The 24599-nt window shown below is 63.0% G+C and carries 21 protein-coding genes; 13 read left to right on the top strand and 8 right to left on the bottom strand.

Annotated features, from left to right (window positions below; all coding sequences use genetic code 11):
* Nucleotides 1–13: 13 nt before the first annotated feature.
* Complete coding sequence (locus tag H6935_07125; GenBank protein MCP5278119.1) at nucleotides 14–1021, bottom strand: phosphotransferase; 1008 nt, start codon at nucleotides 1019–1021, stop codon at nucleotides 14–16.
* Nucleotides 1022–1068: 47 nt separating this feature from the next.
* Between H6935_07125 and H6935_07120 the strand changes: the two genes are divergently transcribed.
* Together H6935_07120 and H6935_07115 are read left to right on the top strand one after the other, a co-directional pair.
* Nucleotides 1069–3414, top strand: coding sequence for an LPS-assembly protein LptD (locus H6935_07120; GenBank protein ID MCP5278118.1), 2346 nt, complete (start codon nucleotides 1069–1071; stop codon nucleotides 3412–3414).
* Nucleotides 3395–4696 carry a peptidylprolyl isomerase gene (locus H6935_07115; GenBank protein MCP5278117.1) on the top strand — a complete coding sequence of 434 codons (1302 nt, stop codon included), beginning with the start codon at nucleotides 3395–3397 and terminating at the stop codon, nucleotides 4694–4696. Before H6935_07120 ends, H6935_07115 begins: the two co-directional genes overlap by 20 nt.
* 7 nt (nucleotides 4697–4703) lie before the next feature.
* Here H6935_07115 and H6935_07110 read toward each other — a convergent pair whose 3' ends face one another.
* Genes H6935_07110 through pgl form a run of 3 tightly spaced genes read right to left on the bottom strand, consistent with a single transcriptional unit; the run spans nucleotide 4704 to nucleotide 7431 of the window.
* On the bottom strand, nucleotides 4704–5306 hold the full coding sequence (locus H6935_07110; GenBank protein ID MCP5278116.1) for a 2OG-Fe(II) oxygenase: 603 nt from the start codon (nucleotides 5304–5306) through the stop codon (nucleotides 4704–4706).
* Complete coding sequence (locus tag H6935_07105; protein ID MCP5278115.1) at nucleotides 5303–6766, bottom strand: DUF4139 domain-containing protein; 1464 nt, start codon at nucleotides 6764–6766, stop codon at nucleotides 5303–5305. The genes H6935_07110 and H6935_07105 overlap by 4 nt, the downstream gene beginning before the upstream one ends.
* Nucleotides 6763–7431 carry a 6-phosphogluconolactonase gene (gene pgl / locus H6935_07100; GenBank protein MCP5278114.1) on the bottom strand — a complete coding sequence of 223 codons (669 nt, stop codon included), beginning with the start codon at nucleotides 7429–7431 and terminating at the stop codon, nucleotides 6763–6765. Before pgl ends, H6935_07105 begins: the two co-directional genes overlap by 4 nt.
* Nucleotides 7432–7511: 80 nt before the next feature.
* On the opposite strand from pgl, the gene H6935_07095 reads away from it, so the two are divergent.
* The 9 genes from H6935_07095 to zapD all read left to right on the top strand — a co-directional run bounded on the left by H6935_07095 (nucleotide 7512) and on the right by zapD (nucleotide 16673).
* Nucleotides 7512–8291: a 3'-5' exonuclease gene (locus H6935_07095; protein ID MCP5278113.1), complete on the top strand. Its 780-nt coding sequence runs from the start codon at nucleotides 7512–7514 to the stop codon at nucleotides 8289–8291.
* Nucleotides 8292–8338: 47 nt separating this feature from the next.
* Nucleotides 8339–9640 (top strand): 23S rRNA (uracil(1939)-C(5))-methyltransferase RlmD, encoded by a 1302-nt coding sequence (gene rlmD / locus H6935_07090; protein ID MCP5278112.1) that lies wholly within the window; start codon nucleotides 8339–8341, stop codon nucleotides 9638–9640.
* Nucleotides 9641–9661: 21 nt separating this feature from the next.
* Entirely contained in the window at nucleotides 9662–9937 is a 276-nt protein-coding gene (locus H6935_07085; protein ID MCP5278111.1) for a type II toxin-antitoxin system HicA family toxin, read from the top strand.
* A 94-nt stretch (nucleotides 9938–10031) separates the two neighbouring features.
* Entirely contained in the window at nucleotides 10032–11276 is a 1245-nt protein-coding gene (locus H6935_07080; GenBank protein MCP5278110.1) for an HlyC/CorC family transporter, read from the top strand.
* A gap of 84 nt (nucleotides 11277–11360) precedes the next feature.
* Nucleotides 11361–13082, top strand: coding sequence for a type IV-A pilus assembly ATPase PilB (gene pilB / locus H6935_07075; protein MCP5278109.1), 1722 nt, complete (start codon nucleotides 11361–11363; stop codon nucleotides 13080–13082).
* Between the two features lie 13 nt (nucleotides 13083–13095).
* Entirely contained in the window at nucleotides 13096–14316 is a 1221-nt protein-coding gene (locus H6935_07070; GenBank protein ID MCP5278108.1) for a type II secretion system F family protein, read from the top strand.
* Between the two features lie 39 nt (nucleotides 14317–14355).
* Nucleotides 14356–15204: a prepilin peptidase gene (locus H6935_07065; protein MCP5278107.1), complete on the top strand. Its 849-nt coding sequence runs from the start codon at nucleotides 14356–14358 to the stop codon at nucleotides 15202–15204.
* Entirely contained in the window at nucleotides 15192–15821 is a 630-nt protein-coding gene (locus H6935_07060) for a dephospho-CoA kinase (GenBank protein MCP5278106.1), read from the top strand. Before H6935_07065 ends, H6935_07060 begins: the two co-directional genes overlap by 13 nt.
* Before the next feature lie 102 nt (nucleotides 15822–15923).
* Nucleotides 15924–16673 (top strand): cell division protein ZapD, encoded by a 750-nt coding sequence (gene zapD, locus H6935_07055; protein MCP5278105.1) that lies wholly within the window; start codon nucleotides 15924–15926, stop codon nucleotides 16671–16673.
* A 40-nt stretch (nucleotides 16674–16713) separates the two neighbouring features.
* Here the strand turns inward: zapD and H6935_07050 are convergent, their stop codons facing one another.
* Nucleotides 16714–17997 carry a peptidoglycan DD-metalloendopeptidase family protein gene (locus H6935_07050; protein ID MCP5278104.1) on the bottom strand — a complete coding sequence of 428 codons (1284 nt, stop codon included), beginning with the start codon at nucleotides 17995–17997 and terminating at the stop codon, nucleotides 16714–16716.
* Nucleotides 17998–18135: 138 nt separating this feature from the next.
* On the opposite strand from H6935_07050, the gene H6935_07045 reads away from it, so the two are divergent.
* A complete protein-coding gene (locus tag H6935_07045; protein MCP5278103.1) occupies nucleotides 18136–18864 on the top strand; it encodes a DUF1631 family protein in 729 nt (242 codons plus the stop codon).
* Here H6935_07045 and H6935_07040 read toward each other — a convergent pair.
* On the bottom strand, nucleotides 18861–19706 hold the full coding sequence (locus tag H6935_07040; GenBank protein MCP5278102.1) for a radical SAM protein: 846 nt from the start codon (nucleotides 19704–19706) through the stop codon (nucleotides 18861–18863). The genes H6935_07045 and H6935_07040 overlap by 4 nt on opposite strands.
* A 43-nt stretch (nucleotides 19707–19749) precedes the next feature.
* On the opposite strand from H6935_07040, the gene mutY reads away from it, so the two are divergent.
* Complete coding sequence (gene mutY, locus H6935_07035) at nucleotides 19750–20799, top strand: A/G-specific adenine glycosylase (protein ID MCP5278101.1); 1050 nt, start codon at nucleotides 19750–19752, stop codon at nucleotides 20797–20799.
* A gap of 57 nt (nucleotides 20800–20856) precedes the next feature.
* On the opposite strand, the gene H6935_07030 is transcribed toward mutY, so the two are convergent.
* Nucleotides 20857–22161, bottom strand: coding sequence for an HDOD domain-containing protein (locus H6935_07030; GenBank protein MCP5278100.1), 1305 nt, complete (start codon nucleotides 22159–22161; stop codon nucleotides 20857–20859).
* A 13-nt stretch (nucleotides 22162–22174) separates the two neighbouring features.
* The gene (locus H6935_07025; GenBank protein ID MCP5278099.1) at nucleotides 22175–24559 is read right to left on the bottom strand and encodes a DUF1631 domain-containing protein; all 2385 of its coding nucleotides are present in this window, start codon (nucleotides 24557–24559) and stop codon (nucleotides 22175–22177) included.
* Between the last annotated feature and the right edge of the window lie 40 nt (nucleotides 24560–24599).

Genomic DNA, 24599 nt, shown 5'->3' with positions numbered 1-24599 from the left:
GAAGGGCGGGTCATCAGAAGGTGTAGCCCACTTCGGCGGCCTTGCCTTCGATCTGGTCCAGCAGGCGCAGGAAGTCCCCCAGGCCGTTGTAGCGCTGGCAGGCCCGGCGCAGGTAGTCCATCACCAGGGGCATGTCCTTGAGATAGCCGTGCTTGCCGTCCCGGTGGCAGAGGCGGGCAAAAATGCCCAGCACCTTGATATGGCGCTGCACGCCCATCCACTCGAAATCCCGGTAGAACTCGCCGAAATCGGCCTGCACCGGCAGGCGGGCCTTGCGGGCCGCCTCCCAGTAGCGCACGGTCCAGTCCAGCACCCGTTCCTCGTCCCAGCGTATGTAGGCGTCCTTGTAGACGGATACCAGGTCGTAGGTGATGGGGCCGTGGACCGCGTCCTGGAAGTCGATCACGCCCGGGTTCTCCCCTGGCGTCAGCATCAGGTTGCGGGAATGCCAGTCCCGGTGCACGTAGACCCGGGCCTGGGCCAGGTTGTTGGCCAGGATGCGCTGGAAGGCGTCCTCCAGGGTCTGGCGTTGCTCATCGTCGAGTTGCACCTGCAGATGCCGGGCCAGGAACCAGTCCGGGAACAGGTCCAGTTCCCGGCGCAGCAGGGCATGGTCGTAGGGGGGCAGTTCGCCCTCCCGGCTGGCCAGTTGGATCTTCACCAGGGCGGCGTTGGCGTCACGGTAGAGCTCGTCGGCATTGTCTTCGCCGAGCGCTGAAAGATAGGTGGTGCTGCCCAGGTCGGAGATCAGCAGGAAACCATCCCCCAGGTTTTCCGCCAGGATCTCCGGGGTATTGGCCCCCGCGGACCGGAACAGGCGGCCCACGTGGAGCCAGGAGCGGCAGTCTTCGTGGGTGGGGGGGGCATCCATGACGATGTGGCTGCCATGGTCGCTGAAGGCGCGGAAGTAGCGGCGGAAGCTGGCGTCGGCGGAAGCGGGTTCCAGGCGGTCCAGTTCGGCTTGCAGAACTTCGCGGAGTGCCCCCCGGGTCCAGTTGGTCAGACGTTGCAGACGATCCACAGCTATAATCCGCCGGTCAAAAAACGCGCCGATCTTATCACCCCCACATGCCGCCCGCCGTGCCGCACACCACGCCACCGTTCGCGCGTCTGTTCCTTTCCCTGTGCTTGGCGGCGGCGTGCCAGGAGGCCTTCGCGGCGGAGGAATCCATGCTGCTCAGGCCCAGTGGCGGTCTTTCCCCGCCCATGGCCAAGGTGGAACCCCTGGAAGGTCCTACCTTCCTGGAGGCGGATGCCGTCCAGGGGCATGTGGACAGGGAAATCCAGGCCAGCGGCCGGGTGGTCATCCATAACCTGCGGGAGCGGGTGGAAACGGACTGGCTCAGCTATGACCGGGCGGCCGACCAGGTCCATGCCAAGGGGGGTGTGCTCTTTGTCCATGGCCGGGACCGGGTGGAGGGCCAGGAGCTCAAGCTGAAGCTGACGGAGCGTCTGGGCGCCATGACGCAGGTGCGCTATGTGCTGCATGGGCAGGCCAAGCTGCCCGGTGGACGGGAACCCCTGGCCCGGGGACAGGCCAAGTCGCTGCAATTCCAGGGCGTGGGCCGCTACCAGATGGATGAGGCCACCTACACCACCTGCCCCGTGGACGGCGCCGACTGGATTTTGAAGACGGATGAGTTGAAGCTGGACTATATGACCAGCCTGGGGACTGCCCGACAGGTCCGGGTGGAATTCCTTGATACTCCCATCATCTACGCGCCCTGGATGGATTTTTCCCTGGACGACAAGCGCAAGTCCGGCTTTCTGGCGCCCTCCTACGGCGCGTCCAGCGAGCGGGGCCTGGAACTGGTGGTGCCCTGGTACTGGAATATCGCCCCCAACCGGGACGCCACCCTGGTCCCCCGGTTCATGTCCAAGCGCGGTATCCAGCTGGGGGGCGAGTTCCGCTATATGGAACCTGGCTACCGGGGTGATCTGGGCCTGGAGTACCTGCCCAAAGACCAGGTGGCCAACCGCAGCCGGTATCTGGGGCTCTGGCGGCACGCCCACCGGTTCGATCGCCATTGGTCCGCAGCCCTCGACGTGGAAGGCGTGTCCGACGACAACTATTTCGTCGACCTGTCCAACCAGATTGGCCAGACATCCCAGGTCAACCTGCCACGCCAGGCGGAACTCAACTACGACCTGGGTTGGCTGAAGGCCAGGGGGCTGGTGCAGGGTTTTCAGACCCTGCAGGACCCGGCCGCGCCCATCTTCGAGCCCTACCGTCGACTGCCCCAGTTGACCCTGACGGCGGGCCGCGATCGTTTTGGAGCCTATCCCCTGCGCTGGGATCTGGGCGGGGAGTTCGTGTACTTCGACCGGGCCGACAACGACGGGGTACAGGGCCGTCGTTTCCACGCCAATCCCAGCGTGAGCTTTCCTCTCACGACGCCCTACGCCACGGTGACGCCCAAACTGGGCTGGTATTTCACCCGCTACGATCTGGATGACGGCACTGTTCTTCGGCGCGACACCCTGAACCGTCTCACAGCCGGCAACCCCACGGGCACCATTCCCATGCCCGCGGGAGGTTTCTCCAGCACCACTCGCAGCATGCCCATGTTCAGCCTGGACTCCGGCCTGGTGCTGGAGCGGGATGACCGGTATTTCGGCAAGGGCTTCATCCAGACCCTGGAGCCCAGGGCCTACTATCTCTACGTCCCCTACCGTGACCAGAGCCGAATCCCGGTCTTCGATACCAGCCTGGGGGACCTGTCCATGGACCAGTTGTTCAGCGAGAACCAGTACATCGGCTCCGACCGCATCAACGACGCCAACCAACTGACCCTGGCTGTGACGTCCCGCTTCCTGGAGCAGGAAAATGGCGCGGAGCGGCTGGCCGTCACCCTGGGGCAGCGCTATTATTTTTCGGGCCAGAAGGTGGTCCTGCCCGGCCAGGTGGCCCGGGGGAGCAACAGCACGGACCTGCTGGCCCTGGTGACGGGGCAGTTGAATGACAATCTGCGCCTCTCCTCGGGCCTGCAGTTCAATACCGACGACGGCGCCCTGGCCAAGGCCAACTTCGGCGGCACCTGGCGGGACGGTCCCGGGCATGTGCTGAATGCGGACTACCGCTACACCAACGGCCGCTACGCCACGTCGGTGAGGCAGGTCGATCTCTCCGCCCAGTGGCCTTTGGCGCCCAAGTGGTATGGCCTGGGTCGCCTCAACTACTCCCTGCAGGACTCCCGCCTGGTGGAGGGGCTGGCAGGGGTGGAATACAACGCCGGCTGCTGGTCCCTGCGGGGCGTGGTCCAGCGCCTTGCCACCACCAACGCCGATGTGAGCAACGCCTTCTTCCTGCAACTGGAGTTGCGCGGCCTGACCAAGCTGGGACCCAATCCCCTGGATATTTTGAAACGGAGCATATCCGGCTATGCCAAGAGCGATGAATTCGACCTTCCTTGACCGGTTTCTGGGCGCGTCAGTGCTCGCCGCCGCCTGCTTGTATGGACCTGCCGGCGCGGCGCCCATCGAAATCGATCGCATCGTGGCGGTGGTCAACAATGGCGTGATCACCGAGTACGAACTGCGCAACCGGGTGGATCAGGTCATGCGTCAGCTGGCTGCCCAGAACCCCCAGTTGCCTCCCCGGCGCTTGATCGAGAAGCAGATGCTGGAGCGTATGGTCACCGAGAAGGCCCTGCTGCAGATAGCCGAGGACACCAATGTCCGCGTGGAAGGCACCCAGCTGGACCGGGCCATCGCGAATGTCGCCCAGCGTAACAACCTGGCGCCGGAGGCTTTTCGCAAGGCGCTGGAGTCGGAAGGCACAAATTTCGATGCCTTCCGGGAGCAGATCCGAACCGAGATGCTCGTCGCGCGCCTGCGCGAACGAGAGGTGGAGAGCCGAGTGGTGGTGACCGATGCGGAGATCGAAAACTACCTGGCCGGAAGCGCCCGCGACGCCAACCAGCAGGAGGAGTACAACCTGGGCCATATCCTCTTTCTGGCGCCGGAGGGATCCAGCCCGGAACAGTTGGGGGAACTGCGGGCCAAGGCGGAAAGGGCCCTGGCAGAACTCCAGGGCGGCACGGATTTCGCCCAGGTCTCGGCCGCCTACTCGGATGCCCAGAACGCCCTCCAGGGGGGTGGGCTGGGCTGGCGCAGCCCTGCACAGTTGCCCAGCCTTTTCATCGATGCGGCCAAACCCCTCAGGGTGGGGGAGATTTCCAGCATCCTTCGCAGTCCCAACGGTTTTCACATCCTCAAGTTGCTGGACAAGCGGGGCAAGGACGTGCAGTTGATCGTGCGCCAGACCCGGGCCCGTCACATCCTGGTGAAGACCAACGAGGTGGTGAGCCAGGCGGACGCCCGTAACCGCCTGGTCCAGCTCAAGGAGCGCGTCGAGAACGGCACGCCCTTCGAGGAACTGGCCAAGCTCCATTCCGACGACCTGTCGGCCAGCAAGGGGGGGGATCTGGGGTGGCTTAACCCGGGTGATACCGTGCCGGATTTCGAGCGGGCCATGGACGCCCTGCAGCCTGGCCAACTGTCCGATCCCGTGCGTTCCCCCTTCGGGTGGCACCTGATCCAGGTGCAGGAGCGGCGGGACCAGGACGTTAGCGAGGAGCGCAAGCGCCTGGAGGCGCGCCGCTCCATCCGCGCCCGCAAGACGGAGGAGGCCTTCGAGGACTGGGTACGCCAGGCCCGGGACCGGGCCTACGTGGAATTCCGCCTGGAGGAGTGAGAGGGGCCTAGCGGCGTCTGAACCAGCCTGTCAGGCTCAGGCGCTGGCGTCGGGCAGGCTGGACCTGGTGCCAGAAACGTTCCGACAGGAAGGCCACCAGGGTGCCGCCCAGCGGAGCGATTTCCAGGGGCGGTTCCTCTTCTCTTTCCCAGAACAGCAGGTGGCCGCCGTCCTCGTCGTGCCAGTCCGGCGGATTCAGGTAGAGGATGACGGTGAGGGTCCTGCGGTCATCGTCGCGAAATCGGTCCAGATGCCGCTGGTATCCGGCGCCTGGCGGATAGGCGGCGAAGTGCAGTTCCGCATCGGCCAGGCCCATGAACAATCCCCTGTTCACCGCCTGGCGCAGGGCTTCCAGCCTGGCGAGGACGCTTTTCAATGCCGGTCCCGCGTTGTCCTCCTCCACCCACAGCACATGGTCGCCGCGAATCTCGCCATCCACCCGGGCCTGGCCACTGCCCACGCCAGCGGCATGAAAGGCACCGGCAGCCAGGGCGCCCAGGCATTCTTCCCGCAGGGCGGCGGTTTCCACCGCCCCCAGGAACCCCTGGTCCACGTGCCAGCCGGGGCCGGCCAGGTCGTCCAGCAAATGGTCCAGTCCGGGGGCGTTCAATACTTGGTCCGCACGCGCCAGGTCAGCACGGTCTTGCCTTCGGCGGGCACCCGGATATCCCAGGTGGCGGAATGGGCGGCGTCCTTCTTGTGGGGATGGCTTTCCTGGAGCATCTGCCATTCCCCGGGCATGGGTTCCACCACCTTGACCGTCACGGACTCGCTCTTGGCGTTGCGGATTTCCATCTGGTAGGACGATTCGATCACGCCGCCCCGGGCGTTGAAGGCCGCCGCCAGTTTCTGGAAATCCGTCTGCTTCTTGTCGGCGGTGATATCGAAGGCTTCCCCCAGCCTCAGCTTGACCGCTTCACCCTTGGCCGTGTGGTCGATGCGGTCCTCGCCGACGAACTGGGCCCGGCCGGCGGAATCCTTCTTGTAGACCCGCACGATGCCCTTGGGCAGTGGGACGCCCAGGCCGCCGCCCGCCGCATTGCCTTTGTTGCTGAACTCCACGTAGACGCCGGGCTTGAGTTTCCGGCCCAGGTCGCCGTGCTGGCCGCTGTAGTACCAGTTGCCGCCATAGAGGCGATATTCCTTGGCGATCCTGACGTCCTGGGCCGAGAGCAGGGCCACCTGCTTGGTCTGGTTGTCCCCCAGGGTGGTGTGACGGCTCAGGGTGTAGAGGTGGTATTCGAACAAGCCCTCCTCCTGCATGTCGGGGGCGGCATCGGCCATGGCCAGGGCCTTGGCCATCATGGGCACGGGCCTGCGCTCGGGCGCGACCCGGTTCACCTCGCCGGCCACCAGTTGCAGACGGGCATTGGGGTAGGCGGTGCCGCTGGTGTTGGTGAGGGTGACCCAGCCGTTCAGGTCCATGCGGTCTTCCTCGTCCGACAACTCGGCCACGTAATCCGCTTTCCAGGATAGCCCCTCGGTCAGGTAGGACAATTCCAGGGTGCGTTCGGCGGTCTGGTAGGGGTTGGATGGCCCTTCCGTCTTGATGAGCATGGACAGGGTGGGACGGTCCTTGAGTTCGGCGGGCACCTTGGAGAAGGCCAGGCGGCCCGGAATGCCCGTCTCCACACGGTCGATAAACTGGAGCACCACGCCGCCGTTGGCTGCCAGCACCGTGGCGCTCTCCACGAATTCCGCGCCGGTGATGGGCTGGGTGCGGATGACCCGCACGGCATCTCCCACGGATTTTTCCAGCAGGCTCTGGGGGGAGAGCAGGTCGAAGTTGAAGTTTTGCTCAAGCAGGGTCAGCGGGCCGTTGTCCAGGGCATGGAGCAGGGCGGTCTCCGGCTGCATGCGGGCGGAGACTTCACGCCAGGCCAGCAGGTTCTCGCCATTGCCCAGCTTCACCTTGCGGGCATCCTTCACCAGGGCCAGGTCGCCGTTGTAAATGGTGACGGCCAAGGCGGTCTGGTCGGAGGCGGTGCTGCGGCGTTCTTCCAGCCCATGGGCCGCGAGGGAGGAGAGGGAGGCCAGGGCCAGCGTCAGGGTGGCAAGTGTGGTTTTCATGCATGAACTCCAGAAGGCAAGGATTCGATGGTCAGCAGCACATCAACGCCGTCGATGGGGTGGATGGCTGACGCAGGTAGGGCTTCGCCTGCCTGCCAGCGGGCAATGGCGTGGCGTTTGCCCGCGCCGGTCACCAGAAACAGGACATCGCGGGCTTGGGCCAGGCGTCTGGCGGCCAGGCTGACCCGTTCTGCTGGGGGTTTCGGGGCACCGTGCACGGGCAGGACTGGGGAGGCTTCAACGGAGATACCCCAGTCGTGGCCAGGGAACAGGCTTGCCGTGTGTCCGTCCTCTCCCAGGCCCAGCAGGACCAGATCGAAGGCATTGGTGCCAGCCAGGGACTCGGCGTAGTTCGTCGCCGCCAGCTCCGGCCCGAGTTCGGCGGGGATGGGATGAAACTGCTCCGGCGGGATGGAGGTGGACTGGAGCAGGCTGTCCTGGACCATGCGGCTGTTGCGTTCCGGGTCGTCGGGGGGCAGGCAGCGCTCATCCCCCAGCCAGACGTTCCACGCGCCCCAGTCATGGGTTTCCCTTGCCAGGGCCTGGTACAGCAGGCGGGGCGTCCCGCCCCCCGCCAGCACGATGTGGAACGCGCCGTGGCGGGCCAGGGCCCGGGACTCGGCCCGGTCCACCCAGGCCAATGCCTGGGCCAGCCAATCATGCATATCGACGGCTTGATGCCAGCGGGTTTCCATCAGGGAAGGAGCTTAAACGGATAAAATTGTTCAAATTTTAAGCCCCGACCATGATTCCGACCCTCGTATTCGACATAGAAACCATTCCCGACATTGCCGGACTGCGGCGTTTGCACGACGTGGGTCCCGAGGCCACGGACCACGAAGTCGGAGAGATGGCCTTCCTCATGCGTCGCCAGCAGACGGGCGGCTCCGATTTTCTGCCCCATTATCTGCAGCGGGTGGTGGCCATCTCCTGCGTGCTGCGGGAAGGAGACCGCTTCAGGGTGTTCTCCCTGGCCGAGCCTGATGCCGATGAGGGCCAGATCATCCAGCGATTCTTCGATGGCATCGAGAAGTACACGCCCCAGTTGGTGTCCTGGAACGGCGGCGGCTTCGACCTGCCCGTACTGCATTACCGCGCCATGCTCCATGGCGTCACCGCGCCAAAATACTGGGACTGGGGCGATGACGAACGGGACTTCAAGTACAACAACTACCTGAACCGCTACCACACGCGCCATATCGATCTGATGGATCTGCTGGCCATGTATTCCGGCCGGGCCAATGCGCCCCTGGATGCCTTCGCCAAGCTGCTGGGTTTTCCCGGCAAGCTGGGCATGGACGGCGGCGAGGTGTGGAATGCCTGGCAGCGGGGCGAGGCGGCGGCCATCCGGGACTATTGCGAGACGGACGTGGTGAACACCTGGCTGGTCTATCTGCGGTTTCTGAAGATGCGTGGCGTGTTGACCGCCGGTCAATACGACGAAGAGATTGCCCTGGTGCGCCAGAACCTGGAAGAGGTGGGGGCGGACCACTGGTTCCAGTTCCTGGAGGCCTGGCAAGCATGAGCGCCCCCGCTTCGACGCCCAGGGGCGACAGCCCCCCGACCGGGAGAATGAACCCGGTCGTCACCATCGAATCCCTGGATCATGAGGGCAAGGGGGTGGCCCGTCTTGAAGGCAAGACTCTGTTCGTGGACGGCGCCTTGCCGGGGGAGGTGTGCGAGGTCTCCAGCTATCGCAGGAAACCCAGTTTCGAACAGGCCCAGGCCAGCGCCATCCTCAAGGCCAGCCCCTTTCGGACGACCCCCCAGTGCCGCTGGTTCGGTATCTGCGGCGGCTGCTCCCACCAGCATCTGGACGAGGCCGCCCAGGTGGCGGCCAAGCAGCGGGTACTGGAGGACTGCCTTGCCCACATCGGCCAGCTCAGGCCGGAGTCCATGCTGCCGCCGGTGCATGGCCCCACCTGGGGCTACCGTACCCGGGCCCGGCTTTCGGTGCGCAATGTGCCCAAGAAGGGCGGCGTGCTGGTGGGGTTCCACGAGCGCCGCAGCAGCTACGTGGCGGACATGAGCAGCTGTGAAGTGCTGCCCCGCCGCATCTCGGACCTTTTGCCCCGTCTGCGGGAACTGGTGGCAAGCCTGTCCATCCGTGACCGCCTGCCCCAGATCGAACTGGCTGCGGGGGAGGACGTGGACGTGCTGGTGCTGCGCATACTGGAGCCCTTGTGCGCCGAGGACGAGGCACGGCTCAAGGCCTTTGCCGACGCGCACCTGGTGCAGTTCTGGCTGCAACCCAAGGGACCGGAAACCGCTTACCCCTTCTACCCCCTGGATGCGCCGGAGCTGATCTACCGCCTGCCGGAGTTCGGCCTGGTCATGCCCTTCAAGCCCACAGAGTTCACCCAGGTGAACCATGGCGTCAACCGCATGCTCATCCGCCGCGCCATGCGCCTGCTGGATCCACTGCCAGGGGAGCGCATCGCGGACTTATTCTGCGGCCTGGGCAATTTCAGCCTGCCTATCGCCCGCCGCGGTGCGACGGTGCTGGGCGTGGAGGGCAGCGAGAGCCTGGTGGCCCGGGCGGTGGAAAATGCCGCACGCAACGGCTTGGCCGCCAAGTCGGAGTTCCGCGTGGCTGATCTGTTCAAGATGACGCCGGAGACCTATGCCGCGCTGGGCCGTTTCGACAAGCTGCTCATCGACCCGCCCCGGGACGGGGCCATCGAGCTGGTGAAATCCCTGCCTGAGGGCGGGGCACCAACCAGGATCGTCTATGTCTCCTGCAGCCCGGCCACCCTGGCCCGGGATGCGGCCGTGCTGGTGCACCAGAAGGGCTACCGCCTGGTCTCCGCCGGCGTGGCCAACATGTTCCCCCACACCGCCCACGTGGAATCCATAGCCCTGTTTGAACGTTAGAGTGAACGATAGAGGCACGACATGAGCCACAAGCACGCCCACCTGATCCAGACCATATTCCATGACCCCATTAGCGGCAATATCCACTGGCGTGATGTGGAGACCCTGCTCACCCACCTGGGTGCGGAACTGGAGCCATTGAGCGGCGCCCGTTTCCGTGTGCGCCTCAACGGCATGGAGGATGTGCTGCACCGTCCCCACCACAGCAACGTGCTGGGCCGCCAGGACGTGAAGTATTTGCGGGAGTTTCTGGCCCGGTCCCGGGTTACCCCATCCCTGTACGACGAAAAAGGTTGACCCGGGTCACGGTGACGCCGCGGGCGGCTTGCCGCTACACTGTGACGGCCGCAACACTCTGACGCACTGATTGGACGCTATTCCACTGGAAGCGATGTTCGGCGCCCTGGCGCTGTTGCTTGTCCTTTCCGGATTCTTTTCCTCCTCCGAGACCAGCATGATGGCGGTGAACCGCTATCGCCTGCGCACCCTGGCCAAGGCCGGCAATCGTGGGGCAAGGCTGGCGGAGTGGCTCCTGGCCCAGACGGACAAGCTCCTGGGCGTGATCCTGCTGGGCAACAACCTGGTGAATGCCGCCGCGGCATCCCTGGTGACCATCATCGCCTTTCGCCTTTTCGGCCAGAACGAAATGGCCCTGACTCTGTCCACGTTGACGGTCACCTTCCTCATCCTTGTTTTCTCCGAGGTGACGCCAAAGGTGTTGGGAGCGTCCTATCCGGAACGCATCGCCCCCGCGGTGAGTTTCGTGCTCACACCGATGCTGAAGCTGTTTTACCCGGCAGTCTGGTTCGTCAACCTGTTCGTCCAGGCCCTGCTGCGCCTGATGCGCCTGAACCCCAAGGCCGCCGCCGCCAACAGCATGGGTGTGGAGGAACTGCGTACGCTTCTGGCGGAATCCGGTTCCTATCTTCCCGCCAAGCACCGGGACATCCTGGTGAACCTGTTCGACCTGGAGCAGATCACGGTGGATGACGTGATGCGTCCTCGCAGTCAGATCGAGGCCATCGACATGGCAGTGGAGCCCGACGTGCTGCTGCGCCAGTTGGCCACCAGCCATCATTCCCGCCTGCCCGTTTATGACGGTGAGCCCAACAACGTGATCGGGGTACTGCATGTGCGCAGGGCCCTGGCCCATTTGCGGGATGGAGACCTGGACCTGGAGGAGTTCCGCACCTGGCTCAGGGAGCCTTATTACGTGCCCTCCGGCGCCTCCCTGTACAACCAGCTGGCTCAGTTCCAGTCCAACCGCCAGAACATGGGCCTGGTGGTGGATGAGTACGGCGAGTTGCTGGGCCTGGTTACCGTGGAGGACATCCTGGAAGAAATCGTGGGCGAGTTTTCTGCCCTGCGTCCTGGCGAGTACAGCGCCACGGTGCGGGGGGAGGATGGCAGCTTCATGGTGGAGGGAGCGGCGTCCCTGCGGGAACTCAACCGCAAGCTCGGGCTGGACTTTCCCCTGGACGGACCGCGCACCTTGAATGGCCTGTTGCTGGAGCGCCTGGAAACCATGCCCGAACCCGGCGTCAGCGTCATGATCGACGGCCATGCTGTGGAGGTCATCCAGGTGCAGGACCGCATGGTGAAAACCGCCCGAGTCTTGCAGCGACGCCCGCCTTGACGAGGTGCCGGTATTCTTTACATTTACTGGCATGGGGCGCAATATCGAACGAGTCCTGATTTCAACTAGAGGTATGCCACTGGTATGGTTGCTGTGACCGTCGGCGCTAATTTGACTGGTTTATGTCGGGCCATGGTGGCCCAGGGACTGCTTTCCCAGGAGGAAGGCGAGAATCGGCAGAATCAGGCAAAATCGTCGGGACAGACGTTTCTTGCGCACCTGCTGCACAGCAAGCGCTTTCGCGCAGACCAGATAGCGGCCTTCGCCGCGGTCACCTTCGGTTTTCCGTTTTTCAACCTGGATGCCATAGACACGGGTGTCATACCCAAGGGTATCGTCGACCCCAAGCTGTTGACCAAGCATCGGGTACTGCCCATCGCCCAGCGTGGAAACCGGTTATTCATCGGGGTGTCCGACCCCAGCAATCTCCAGGCCCTGGACGACATCAAGTTCCAGTCCAACCTGACGGTGGAGCCCATCGTCGTGGAAGACGACAAGTTGGGAAAATTGCTGGAGGAGTTTGGTCAGGCCACTGAAGAGAGCATCCTCAAGACCATCGATACCGAGGACCTAAACCTCGAGTTCACTGACGACGAGTCCCAGGAAAAAGCCGACACGGCAGCGGCAGCGGACATCGACGACGCGCCGGTGGTGAAGTACCTGCAGAAGATCATGATGGACGCCATCAACAGCGGTGCGTCCGACATCCACTTCGAGCCTTACGAGAAGAACTATCGCATCCGCTATCGCCTGGACGGAAACCTCTACGAGGTGGCTCAGCCGCCTCTGGCCATCAAGGAGAAAATCGCCTCCCGCATCAAGGTGATCTCAAAACTGGATATCTCCGAGAAGCGCGTGCCCCAGGATGGTCGCCTGAAACTGGTCCTGTCCCGCAACAAGGCTGTGGACTTCCGGATTTCCACCCTCCCGACCCTGTATGGCGAAAAGATCGTCATGCGTATCCTGGATTCCAAGGCCGCTACGGCGGGTATCGAAAACCTGGGCTATGAACCGGATCAACTCAAATTGCTCATGGAGGCGGTGCAGCGCCCCTACGGCATGGTGCTGGTGACGGGCCCCACAGGTTCCGGCAAGACCGTCTCGCTGTATTCCTGCCTGAATATTCTGAACCAGCCGGGAGTGAATATTTCCACCGTTGAAGACCCGGTTGAAATCCAGCTGGCGGGCATCAACCAGGTCAACATCAACGAGAAGGCAGGGCTGGACTTCGCCTCGGCCCTGCGGGCATTTTTGCGCCAGGATCCGGACATCATCATGGTGGGTGAGATTCGCGATCTGGAAACGGCGGAAATCGCCATCAAGGCGGCCCAGACCGGCCACATGGTGCTCTCCACGCTGCATACCAACGATGCGCCCTCCACATTGACCCGCCTGGTCAACATGGGGGTGCCTTCGTATAACGTGGCAGCCTCGGTGAACCTCATCACGGCCCAGCGCCTGGGGCGTCGCCTCTGCCCAAGCTGCAAGAAGCCCATCGATATTCCGCCGGAAGCGCTCCTGAATGCAGGATTCACCGAGGCGGACCTGGATGGCAGCTGGCAGGCCTACGCGGCGGTGGGTTGTTCGGCCTGCAAGGACACCGGTTACAAGGGTCGCGTGGGCATCTATCAGGTCATGCCGGTGACCGAGGAACTCGGCCGCATCATCCTGAAGAACGGTACCGCCCTGGACATTGCCGATGAGGCGCGCAGGGAAGGGGTGCAGAACCTGCGTGAGGCGGGTTTGGTGAAGGTCAAGCAGGGTCTCACCTCTCTCGAAGAGGTGCTGGCCGTGACCAACGAGTAAGGGGACGGATCATATGGCGGTGGCCAAGGCAGCAGCCGTGAAGCAACTGCCCTTCCTGTGGGAGGGCACGGACAAGACTGGCAAGAAGGTGAAGGGCGAGATGATCGCCCCTGGCGAGGCTTTCGTGCGCCAGTCACTGCGCCGCCAGGGCATCAATGTGCTGAAGGTGCAGAAGCAGGGGCTTTTCGCTCGCACGAAAAAAATCACCGAGAAGGACATCGCCCTGTTTACCCGTCAGTTGGCCACCATGCTGAAAGCGGGTGTGCCCCTGCTGCAGGCCTTCGACATTACCGCCCGCAGCCATGCCAACCCATCCCTGCAGCGCTTGCTGGCGGAAATCAAGGCGGATGTGGAAACCGGCAGCAACATGAGCAACGCCTTTGGCAAGCATCCGCAATATTTCGACGGTCTCTACTGCAACCTGATCCACGCCGGGGAGCAGGCCGGCATCCTGGATGCTGTCCTCGACCGCCTGGCCACGTACAAGGAAAAGATGCTGGCCATCAAGGGCAAGATCAAGTCGGCCCTGTTCTATCCGGTCACGGTCATGGTGGTGGCGTTCGTCATCACCGCTGGCATCATGATTTTCGTGATCCCCTCCTTCAAGGGGCTCTATGCCAGTTCCGGGCAGGGGCTTCCGGCGCTGACCGAGTTCGTCATCGTCCTGTCGGATTTGTTCGTGAACTGGTGGTACGTCATTTTTGGCGCCATAGGCGTGGCAATCTATGCCTATATCTATGCCATGAAGCATTCGCCGACCTTCAGGGCCAAGGTGGATGTCATCATGCTCAAGCTGCCCGTTTTCGGTCCCTTGATCGAGAAGGCCACGGTGTCCCGCTGGGCACGGACCTTTTCTTCCATGTTTTCCGCGGGCGTGCCCATGGTAGAGTCCCTGGATTCGGTGGCCGGAGCTTCAGGCAACCACGTCTTCTCGGAAGCCACCCTCAGGATCAAGACCCAGGTGGCCACCGGAGCCGCCTTGGCAACCTCTCTACAGGCAGCGGGCGTTTTTCCCAACATGCTGATCCAGATGGTGGCGATCGGCGAGGAATCCGGCGCCTTGGACACCATGCTGTCCAAGGTCGCGGACTACTATGAGCGGGAAGTGGACGATGCCGTGGCCGGGATTTCCAGCCTGATGGAGCCTTTCATCATGGTGATCCTGGGCGGATTGATCGGCACGATCGTCATCGCCATGTACCTGCCCATATTCAAGATGGGATCCGTAGTCTGATGGGGCAGGGCGCGACGCCTGCCATAGAAATACCCGTCCATGCTTGACCTGCTCGCCCTGGATGCGGGGCTGTTTGTCGCGGTTGCTGCCTTGTTCGGTTTGACCTTGGGCAGCTTCCTCAATGTGGTGATCCATCGGCTGCCGAAAATGCTGGAGCGGGAATGGCGCGAGCAATGCGCCTGGCTCCAGGGCGTGGAGACGGAAGCTGGCAAGCCCTATAACCTGGTCCTGCCTGGGTCAAGCTGTCCTCAATGCGGCCACACCATCCGCTGGTATGAAAACATCCCCCTGCTGAGTTGGTTGGCACTGCGCGGGCGCTGTTCCCAATGCCATAACCCTATCCCCGTGCGGTACCCGTTGGTAGAGGCGCTGACGGGCATCCTGTTCGCCGCTGCTGCGTGGCAGTGGGGCCTGGGACAAGACGTGCTCTGGATCTGGACCTTGTTGGCCGCTTTGGTCGCCCTGGCCTTCATCGATTTTGATACCCAGCTATTGCCTGACAACATCACACTCCCCCTGGCATGGCTTGGGTTGCTGGCAAATCTGGAAGGGCGGTTCGTGCCCCTCGACGAGGCAGTGCTGGGTGCTGTCGCGGGTTATCTAAGCCTGTGGTCCGTATTCCACCTGTTCAGATTGCTGACGGGCAAGGAGGGCATAGGATTCGGCGATTTCAAGTTGCTGGCTGCCCTGGGGGCCTGGATGGGGTGGAAAATGCTGCTGCCCATCGTGCTGCTGGCCAGTGTGGCCGGGGCTGTCGTGGGGGTTGCCTTGATCTTGATGAAGGGGCAGTCGCGGGACAAGCCCATCCCCTTTGGACCCTGGCTGGTGATCGGTGGAGGGGTGTCCTTGTTCTGGGGGCCTCAACTGGTCCAATTATGGCTGGGGTGACGCGGCCCTTCTGTGTCGGCCTTACCGGTGGTGTGGGAGCGGGCAAAAGCACGGTCGCCGAAAGGTTTGCCAGTCATGGCGTTGCGGTGATTGATACGGATGTGATTTCCCGCGACTTGACCTCGGCCGGGGGTGCGGCCATGGCTGCCATACTTGCCGCCTTCGGACCGGACGTCGTGGACGCCGACGGCGCTCTGAACAGGCCGGCCATGCGCGCCAGAGTGTTTTCGAATCCTGCCGACAGGCAAGCCCTGGAAGCCATATTGCATCCCCTCATCAGGGAAAACGCCGCCCGTTCGCTTTTCCTTGCCCTGACGCCCTACGCGGTGCTGGTCGTACCCTTGCTGGCGGAAAATCTGACCGAATACCGGGGCCTGGTGGACCGCATCCTGGTGGTCGATTGTGATGAAAGGGAGCAGATCCGCAGGATCTCCACACGCCCCACCATGAACGAGGCAGATGCCAGGGCCATGCTCGCCGCCCAGAGCAGCCGGGCGACCCGTTTGGGGATCGCGGACGACGTCCTCGACAACCGCGGAGATTTGGCCATGCTGGCGGCTCAAACAGATAAGCTGCACCAGAAATATCTGGACATTGTTCAAGGCCGCAGCACCTAATCGTTCGGTACGCGTTGCATTAGATGGTTGCCTTCCGGCAAAATCTTTGCCCATTCAAGCTATTGCGCGTCTTTTTTAATCTTTCATATTGGACCAGGCCTGGTGACGATTTTCGAATTTCCCCTCAACGAGCGCATCCGCACCTGGCTGCGCTTAGAAGAGCTATTCGGAAAGGCCATGTTTTTCATTGAGGGGCAGGATGCGCGCATGCACCATGGAGGCATGCTGGCCATCTTTGAAATTGTGGATGTGACCACGCGTTCAGAACTGAAGAATGAGTTGATCCAGGAGCTTGAGCGCCAAAAAACCGGTCTGGAAGCCCTGCGGCGCAACCCGGCAGTCAATGTGAAGCGGCTGGACGAAGTATTGGGTGCCATTGACAAGGCGCTGTCAGGCTTGCTGGCAATGGTGGGCAAACTGGGCCAGCACGTGCGGGACAACGAATGGCTTAGCAGCATCAAGGGGAGGGCAGGAATTCCAGGCGGTACCTGCAGCTTTGATCTGCCCGTTTATCATTTTTGGCTCAGCCAGCCAGCCGAAGACCGGAAAGATGATCTTTCGACTTGGCTGTCACCCATGCTGCCCATCAAGCATGCGGTGGATGTGGTGCTGAGAATCCTGCGGGAGGGTGGCCATGTCAGCAGCCACACTGCCGTACAGGGATTGTTTCAGCTGATGCTGGCCGGACGCAGCGCCCACTTGTTGCGCATCGCCCTGGATGCACCCTGTGCCCCGGAGGTCAGTGCCAACAAGTATGCGGTCAACGTACGATTTCTGGTCCCGGACACTTTACAGAAGCCCAAACTGTGCGACCGGGACGTGGAGTTCGACCTGACTTTCTGCAACCTGTGAAATGGTCGCTTAGGTCAGGCCCCGTCCGGCTGCATCGCCGTCAATCCATGGAGGCCAGATTGGTGCCGCGCAGCAGGTCAAGCTGCATGGCCAGGGGTTTGGCCGTGGCGGCGAACTGGGCGCGATAACGGCCATCCAGGGGATATGAACTCGGCAACTTCAGGGCAAGAGGGTTCTGCTGGGTGTTGTTGACCCTGAATTCGTAGTGCAGGTGGGGGCCGGAAGCCAGTCCAGTGGAGCCCACATAGCCGATGACCTGTCCCTGGCTGATCCTGGCGCCCCGCTTGACGCCCTTGGCAAACCGGGACAGATGGCCATAGGCGGTGCTGTAGGGCGACTTGTGCTTGAGTACGACGATATTGCCGTAGCCGCCTTGCCGGCCGGCGAAGCCCACCACGGCGTCTGCCACCGCCCTTACAGGGGCGCCGGTGGGGGCCGCGTAATCGACACCCTTGTGGGCGCGCCAGATTTTCAGCACAGGGTGCAGACGTGCACGGGTGAAGCCGGAGGATATCCTGTTGAAGGGCATGGGTGACTTGAGGAAGGCACGCTTCAGGCTCTGGCCTTCCGGCGTGAAGTAGCCCTCCCTGCCGTTGGGATCCTTGAAATACACGGCCTGGTACCGTTTGCCCTGGTTGGTGAATTCGGCCGCGAGCAGGCGCCCCGTTTTCACCATCTGGCCCTGGTAATAAAAGCTTTCGTAGACCAGGGAGAAATGGTCGCCACGGCGCAGGTCTTTGTGGAAGTCAATGTCACCGGAGAAGACCTCTGCCATTTCAGAGGCGATGCTGTCGGGCACATCCGCGGCGTCGGTGGCGCCGAACAGTGAACTGACGATTTCGCCAGAACGCATGATGGGATGAGACTCCAGGGCAATGTTTTCTTCGCCGATGCGGAAGGAATCCCCGACCCGGCTGACCGTGATCAATGTCTGGTCGGAGAGCAGGTAACGGAACAGCAACAGCTGCCCGGAACTGGTGATCCGGCCAAGTACGGAGCGGCCGGGAATCAACCTTCCCAGTGCCTTGCTTTCCCGGGCGGCCTGCAGGAACTGGCGGCTGTCTTCATCGCCCACGCCCAGGCGGGTCAGCAGGGATGCCAGGGTGTCTCCACGGGCAATGCGTTCTTCACGCCAGAAATCGAAACTGCCATTGTCCAGAGCCTGGGCCTGGGGCAGGTCCACGGTTTCCACCACCGTGGTTTGCGGGGGGACGTCGAGAGGCGTATCGGGCGCAATACCGAAGGCCGCGACAACACCGAGAAAAGGCAAGGTGGCCAGGGAAAGCAGAACTCGCTTTCTCAGTACCGGTTTGGAGAAGTTCATCAACTGAATACCTTCTAAACAAAACCTTTTACAGGATACCAAAAAACGAGGCCGGACTCCAGCATAAGAATCTGACGCTAAAGGAGAACCCGGCTTGTTACGATATGGGCGGACATCGTTTATTGCCTGGACAGCGTTTTGCAGACCACCCCTGAACGTATCGTTTATTCACGCATCCGCGGCGAGGTGGAGCGGCAGCTTCAATACTGCGGAGCGCCGGAAGAAATTCACGAATTCCTCACCCAGCATTGGGCGCGCTTGATGACGGACATCTTCATGGCCAAGGGGAACCAGGATCCTGACTGGCAGGCCGGCTGGGACACCGTCAACGCTTTGCTGTGGAGTCTTGCCCCCAAGCAAGGTCGGGAGGAAACGACCCTGTTGCTGAAGACGCTACCCAACCTGCTGGCGCGCTTGCAAGAGGGATGCTCGGCCCTGGGTTTGCCAGGCCCGGAGCGGGATGCCTTCTTCGAGCGCTTGGCCATGCTGCACGCCGCCGTGGCGCGGGAGGGGTTGCATGACGGGATGGCCCTGAACCCGGATGAAGCCGGTGGTACAGCCCCCATGGACATGGCGGGCGAGCCCGAGGTGGATCTCTCCCGGTTGCCGCCGCCCCATCATGACAACGCCAACGCCGTGGCGGCGTTGGGTCCTGACTCGGCCGGACAGCCGTTGCCGGCCTTGGCCTTGGGTTGCCGCATCAGGCTGCGGGTAGGTCTGGAGGACAAGACATTGCTGTTGAACTGGCTCAGTCCCATGGGCGGCATGTACATGTTCACCAATGAGGAAGGGCTGGACGCCCTGACCCTTACCAGGGCGAGGCTGGAGGCAAAATTCAGGCTGGGAGAAGCCCAACTCATCGCCTAGAGAGAGACACGCGCCTGTAGTCCCAAGTCTTCTATGCGCATGGCAAGTTGCCGCATCCAGCTTTCCGTGACGTTGCCGAGGCGCGGCGCTTCCGCCTGCAGGGAGGGTCGGGCAAGGCCATAGAGCAGTACACCCTGCAAGGGAATTCCATCTTCCATTGCCCGGGCCAGCATGGCCAGATAGGCGCCGACATCTTCTTGCGTGGGTGGCGCCCCATCAAGGGAAAACATGCAGGTCTGCACCCAGGTAGGGCAGAGTCGCGCCACCTGGCCGAGGCGCTGGTAATGCCGCTCAGGATCCGTCTCCGAGTCATTCACAAGGCGCATGCCCGCCCGGGTGGCGCGATCGAACTTGAACCACACCTCGCCGTTGAGCTTTTCCATATGCTTGATGCCCGCCTGGACGTAAGTACGATGGGACAGGCTGCCGTTGGTGATGAGCACAAGCTTGACTCCCCGGTCCAGAAGGCCGAAATCTCCCAGGACCCGCCCGATTAGGCGAACCACGTCATCGAATTCCCCGGCGCTGGTGGGCTCGCCATTGCCGGATAGGGCCACGTCATTCAGCCTGCGCAGGCCTTCAGGAACGTGCTTGTCCAGGAAATCACCATGGACGATGCCCGAGAGCATGACGTGCAGTTCCTTTTCCAGTCGTGGCAGGTCGATGGGGGCCGGGGCGCCGCGTTTAAGGTCTGGCACCTGGCAATAGATGCAGCGCCAGTTGCAGGCATTGTTGACGTTCAGGTTGATACCCACCGACACCCCGCCTGCCCGCCGGGAAACGACAGGGTAGACGTACGTCATGCCGGCCACGGCACGGTCATGGTCAGTGGTGGAAAGCATGGAGACGGGCCTGTTCACGTGCTGATTCTGGCACACTCGGCCCATGCTTCATGACTTCGCGACTCGCCTGATCCACTGGCAACGCCGCTGCGGCCGCCACGACCTGCCCTGGCAGATCGATGCGGCCACTCCGGACCCGTACCCCATCTGGATCTCGGAGATCATGCTGCAGCAGACCCGGGTGGAAACGGTCATTCCTTACTACACCAGGTTCCTGGCTCGCTTTCCGGACATCGCCAGCCTGGCGGCCGCGGACGAGGAGGAGGTGCTGGCCTGCTGGTCCGGACTGGGTTACTACAGCCGGGCGCGCAACCTCCACGCGGCGGCCCGCCGCGTCATGGCCAGCCATGGCGGGAAGTTCCCATCGGGCCCCGAGGAGATTCTCGCCCTGCCTGGCGTAGGCCGTTCCACGGCGGCGGCCATAGCCGCCTTCGCCTTCAACCAGCGCCAGGCCATCCTGGATGGCAACGTCAAGCGGGTGCTGGCACGGATTTTCGGGGTGGACGGCTGGACCGGGCTGCGCCACGTGGAGGAGCGGCTGTGGCGACTGGCCGAAGCCCTCTTGCCCAGCCAGGACATACGCCTTTATACCCAGGGGTTGATGGACCTGGGCGCCACGCTTTGCACCCGTGGCAGGCCAAGGTGCGAGGCGTGTCCCTTCGCGGACGATTGCGTGGCCCACCGGGAAGGCAGGCAGGGGGAATTGCCAGGGCCGCGCCCGAAAAAGGCGCTGCCGGAGCGGGAGACGGCCATGCTGGTTTTGATCCATGCCGGCGAGATATTGTTGGAAAAGCGTCCCGCCACCGGCATCTGGGGGGGGTTATGGAGCCTGCCTGAATGCGCCAGGGACGACGATGTGGGCCGGGTGGCCCGTCGGCAGGGTTACCTGGTCGAGACCGTCGAGGCGCTGCCGGGCCTGGTGCACAGCTTCACTCACTTCCGGTTGACGATTTCGCCGTGGCTTCTGCATGTGCGGAAAGGTATGCGGGCCGAAGAACCCGGCCGCATCTGGCTGCCTCGGGCAGATGTGGGCGGCGCCGCCCTGCCAACGCCGGTGCGTCGCATCCTGGCGGGGTTGACCGGCCCGGCCTAGGAGTTCCTCGGCTTGGAAGGCCGTATGCTCCGGCCCGGGTGAAAGATCCCGGTGGACTCAGATGTCCACACCCTCGGACCAGATCAGGGCATTCACGTGGGCCAGGTTGACCTTGTCGGCATCCAGGCCGATGTTGGCGGCCAGGGTGGCGATGGACTCCTGGTCGAAGCGTTCGCAGGCCGTGGCCAGGTCCAGATAGGGGGCGTAGGGACCGTCGCCGTGCAACAGGGCGCTGGAAACCGACTCGGGTAGGTTCAGGTTCGCCAGGGCCTGGGACATGGGGACGTTGAGCAGGGCGTCCAGCACGGAAAAAATGCCGGTGATGAACAGCCCTCCCCTTTGGGATGGCTCCATGTGATCGCGGCCCAGGGCCTCGGTGAAATGGGCCCGGGCCAGGGCGTTGCGCAGCAAGGCCCGGTTGCGGGCCGCCGCGCGCACGCTGCTGAACAGCAGCAGGGTAAGCCAGCGGTAGGTCTGGTCGTAACCCAGCAGGGTAAGGGCGTGGCCGATGGAATTGATGGTGGTGCGCAAGCCGATGGCCGGGGAATTGATGTAGCGCAGCAGCTTGTAGGAGAGGGCCGGGTCCAGCTTGAAGCCTTCCTCCAGGACCCGTATCTCTGCCCGCTCCGTGACCTTGTTCAGCAGGTCCATCACGCGCATGACGTTGGCGTCCATGCGGCTCGCCTTGGAAGGCTCCACCTGGGTGAAGTAATAGCCCTGGAAATATTGAAACCCGAGTTTCTCGCAGGTTTCGAATGCCTCCGTGGTGTCCACCTGGGTGGCCACCAGCACATGGCCGCGGTGGGGTCCGCGCAACAGGTTGGCAACCCGCTCCGCCAGGGCCATGACATCGTAGCGGGAGGAGTCCAGGCGCACGTACCGGCAATGGGCCAGCAGGGGGCTGGGTGCGCCGTCGTCCGCCGCGTCGTCCAGGGCGAGCAGCAGTCCCTGGCGGGCGAGTTCTTCCGCCTTGGCCAATATGGCGGGGTCCACCTCGCCCTGCCCATGCAAGGCCAGGACGACTTTGTCCTTGGGCAACTGCTCCACCAGCGGGTTTAGCAGCAGTTCCGGCGATACGCCCAGGAAGGTCAACTTGTTGCCCAGGGCCTTCTGAAAATCCAGGTCGATGGCGCTGATCAGCAGGTGTTCGTCCTGGGCCTGCTGCAGTGTGCGCGCTCCCGGCAACACTTCGATGGGCACCCTGTCACGCCGCTTGAGTTCGTACCCCAGGATCTGATCCTGGCAGTCCAGCACGGGCTGGCGGGTCAAAAATCGTTGCAGGGTTTCCAAGCTGTTTTTGTGCGGCGCGCTGGCCGCCTCTGGGGCGTTGTTGGCGTGGGCTGAGGTCTGGCGCAGGTTCATGACGGATGGCGGGTTATGCACTCTTCTGCAGTCGTTCGAACAGACTGCTGACGGCCCTGTCGATCAGGGCCACGTTGTCGACGATCTTCGCAGTGCCGGCCTTGAGTTTTTCAACCAGGCCGGCCGCATTGATGGAAACGGCCCGTTCACCCAGACGGTTGGTGAACAGGTAGGTGCCACGCAGGGGGCTGACCCAGGCCAGCTTGGCCCGCAGGCTGGTGCCGTCCTCCAGGATGAATTCCAGCCAGGTGCCGCGCTTCAGCCGTTCCACCTGTTTCTCGAACTGTTCCTCGGTCCCGGTTTCCAGGGTGAGCCGGTCCTGGCCGACCACATCGCCAATGACGATTTCCTCCATTTCGCCCGGGCGGTCCGCAGGCGTGCTGATCTCCCGCAGTATCTGGGGGTCGGGCTCCACCTTGCCCGTGGGAGCGGGGATATCGTGGAGGACAGGGCTGTCGAAGGCAAAGGTCACGCTGGGCCTGGCCGGCTTCAATGGCATGCGCACCACCGTGGAGGGTTTGCCGGTGTCCCTGTTCCGCAGGTCGGCCTTGACCGCGTCCGCATGGTATTTCACCAGATTGGAGAAGAACCGGTCTCGCTCCTCCCGGGGCAAGGCCACGGCCTGAATGCCCGCGTCCAGATGCTTGAGCAGCCTTGGCAGCAAGTCCACAAGCTTGTGCTTCTCATCCTTGGTGGACTTGGGGATCAGGCTCCACAACAGGTCTTCGGTGGTGACCAGCGCCCGGTTCCATCGCTCGCCCTGATCCCCTTCCTGCAGGTACAGGGCGGCCAGATGGTCGGTCCAGGTATCCACCAGGAAAGCCTGGATGAACTCCGGAACCTCGTTGTCCAGCATGCGGGCCTGCACCGCTTCCAGGGACAGGGTGTGGGCCAGGGCCGCCTGTTCGTTGCTTTGCAGAATCTGGGCGCTCTGGCAGGCACGTTCATCCGCCAGGCGTTTTTCCTCGGCCAGGTAGTCCCGCAGGTTCTCGAGTACCTGGGAGAAGACCTCCACCTTGTCTTCATATTCGTTCAAAACCCGCTGGATGAGGGTGTCGATGGTCTTGTAGAAGGCGCTGTCGTGGCCTTCCTGTTCATTCCAGCCCAAGGCGGCGTCGGCCAGCGTATCGAGCAGCCTGCGGGCCGGGTGGGCCTTCTGACTGAAGAAGGCCTTGTCCAGCATGGCCACCTTCAACACCGGAATCTGCAGCCGGCCGATAAGGGCCTTCATGCCATCGGGCAGTCGCGGGTCGTCCAGGATGTAGTCGAACATGAGGGCCACGATGTCCAGGGTCATGGCATCCATGTGACCCATGTTGCCGGCAGCGCCCGTGTTCTTGATGGCCCGCAGCACATTGACCTGACCATTGGCCAGCACGGTGGGGTCCAGACCCGTCCCGGGCAGGCCGCCGATCTCACCCTGCTGGATCTGGGTCAGGCGCTGGACAAGCAGCTCGGAGTCGATTTCCCCCTCGTTGGCGGCTTCCGCCATGCCAGCCCCGGGCAGTGCGGGGAGGGATGGGAGACTCGGGCCACCTGGACCCCCCGGGCCTCCGCCGATACGCCCCATGGACATGAGCTGCTGCAACATGGCGAACATGTCCTGCTGGGGTTTCGCGGGGTTTGCTTCGGCATTTTCCACAGCATTCCCGACGGGGGCGCTGGCAGGTGCACCTGCGGATGCGTCCTGGGCACGCCTTACCTCAGGCCGGATGGAGGGCAAGATACCCCTGCCCACCAGCAGGCGGTTGATTTCGCCATAAACCTCCTGGAGTCGGGTGGGCAGGTGGGTGTTCACCCGGGTCACCAGCATGAGCTTGACCTTGTTGCCCGTGGGCAGGACCTTGATAGCGTCCATCATGGTCTCGCCGATAACCTCCGGGGCCAGGGGATTGGGCCCGGAACGCAGTTCCGGGTCGTCCAGGAGCAGGCCCATGCGTCGCTCCAGGCCAGGCAGTTCGTCGTGACAGGCCACGCGCAGAGCATGGCTGATGGTGGTGCTGGCCAGGGAAAGTTCCAGTTCCTCCGGTTCCACCAGGCTCAGTTCGGAAATGTCCAGTGCCGCGCGCTGCTTGTGGTCCAGGTGGCCACGCCGCCGGGCCTCGTTGAAATGTTCGAAGAGTTGGCGCCGGAATGTGCTCACCAGGGTTTCCCGCTGGGACTGTGCCTGATCCCGGGTATCCATGTAGAGGCAGTACATGACGTGGGAAGGGTTTCTACCCGCCATGTCCAGCAGTTCCGTGGCCGTGAGTCCCAGGATTTCGGAGAACACTTCGGACATGTCCACCACCGCCAGATCGCGTACTTCATCCAGCAGCGAAGGGGATGCCTTGACCCCTGCCAATTGCGCTTGTCCGTGGTTCCTCATCATCAATAAGCTGTCGAGCATTTCATCCATGGCCGGCCTCCAGCCCACGGCGCCGGCATCGAGCCATGCG

The organism is Thiobacillus sp. (assembly GCA_024235835.1).
In the GTDB taxonomy this organism is placed as follows: domain Bacteria; phylum Pseudomonadota; class Gammaproteobacteria; order Burkholderiales; family Thiobacillaceae; genus PFJX01.
Note: the sequence above shows the minus strand (reverse complement) of the source record. Positions and strands in the feature narration are given on the sequence as shown.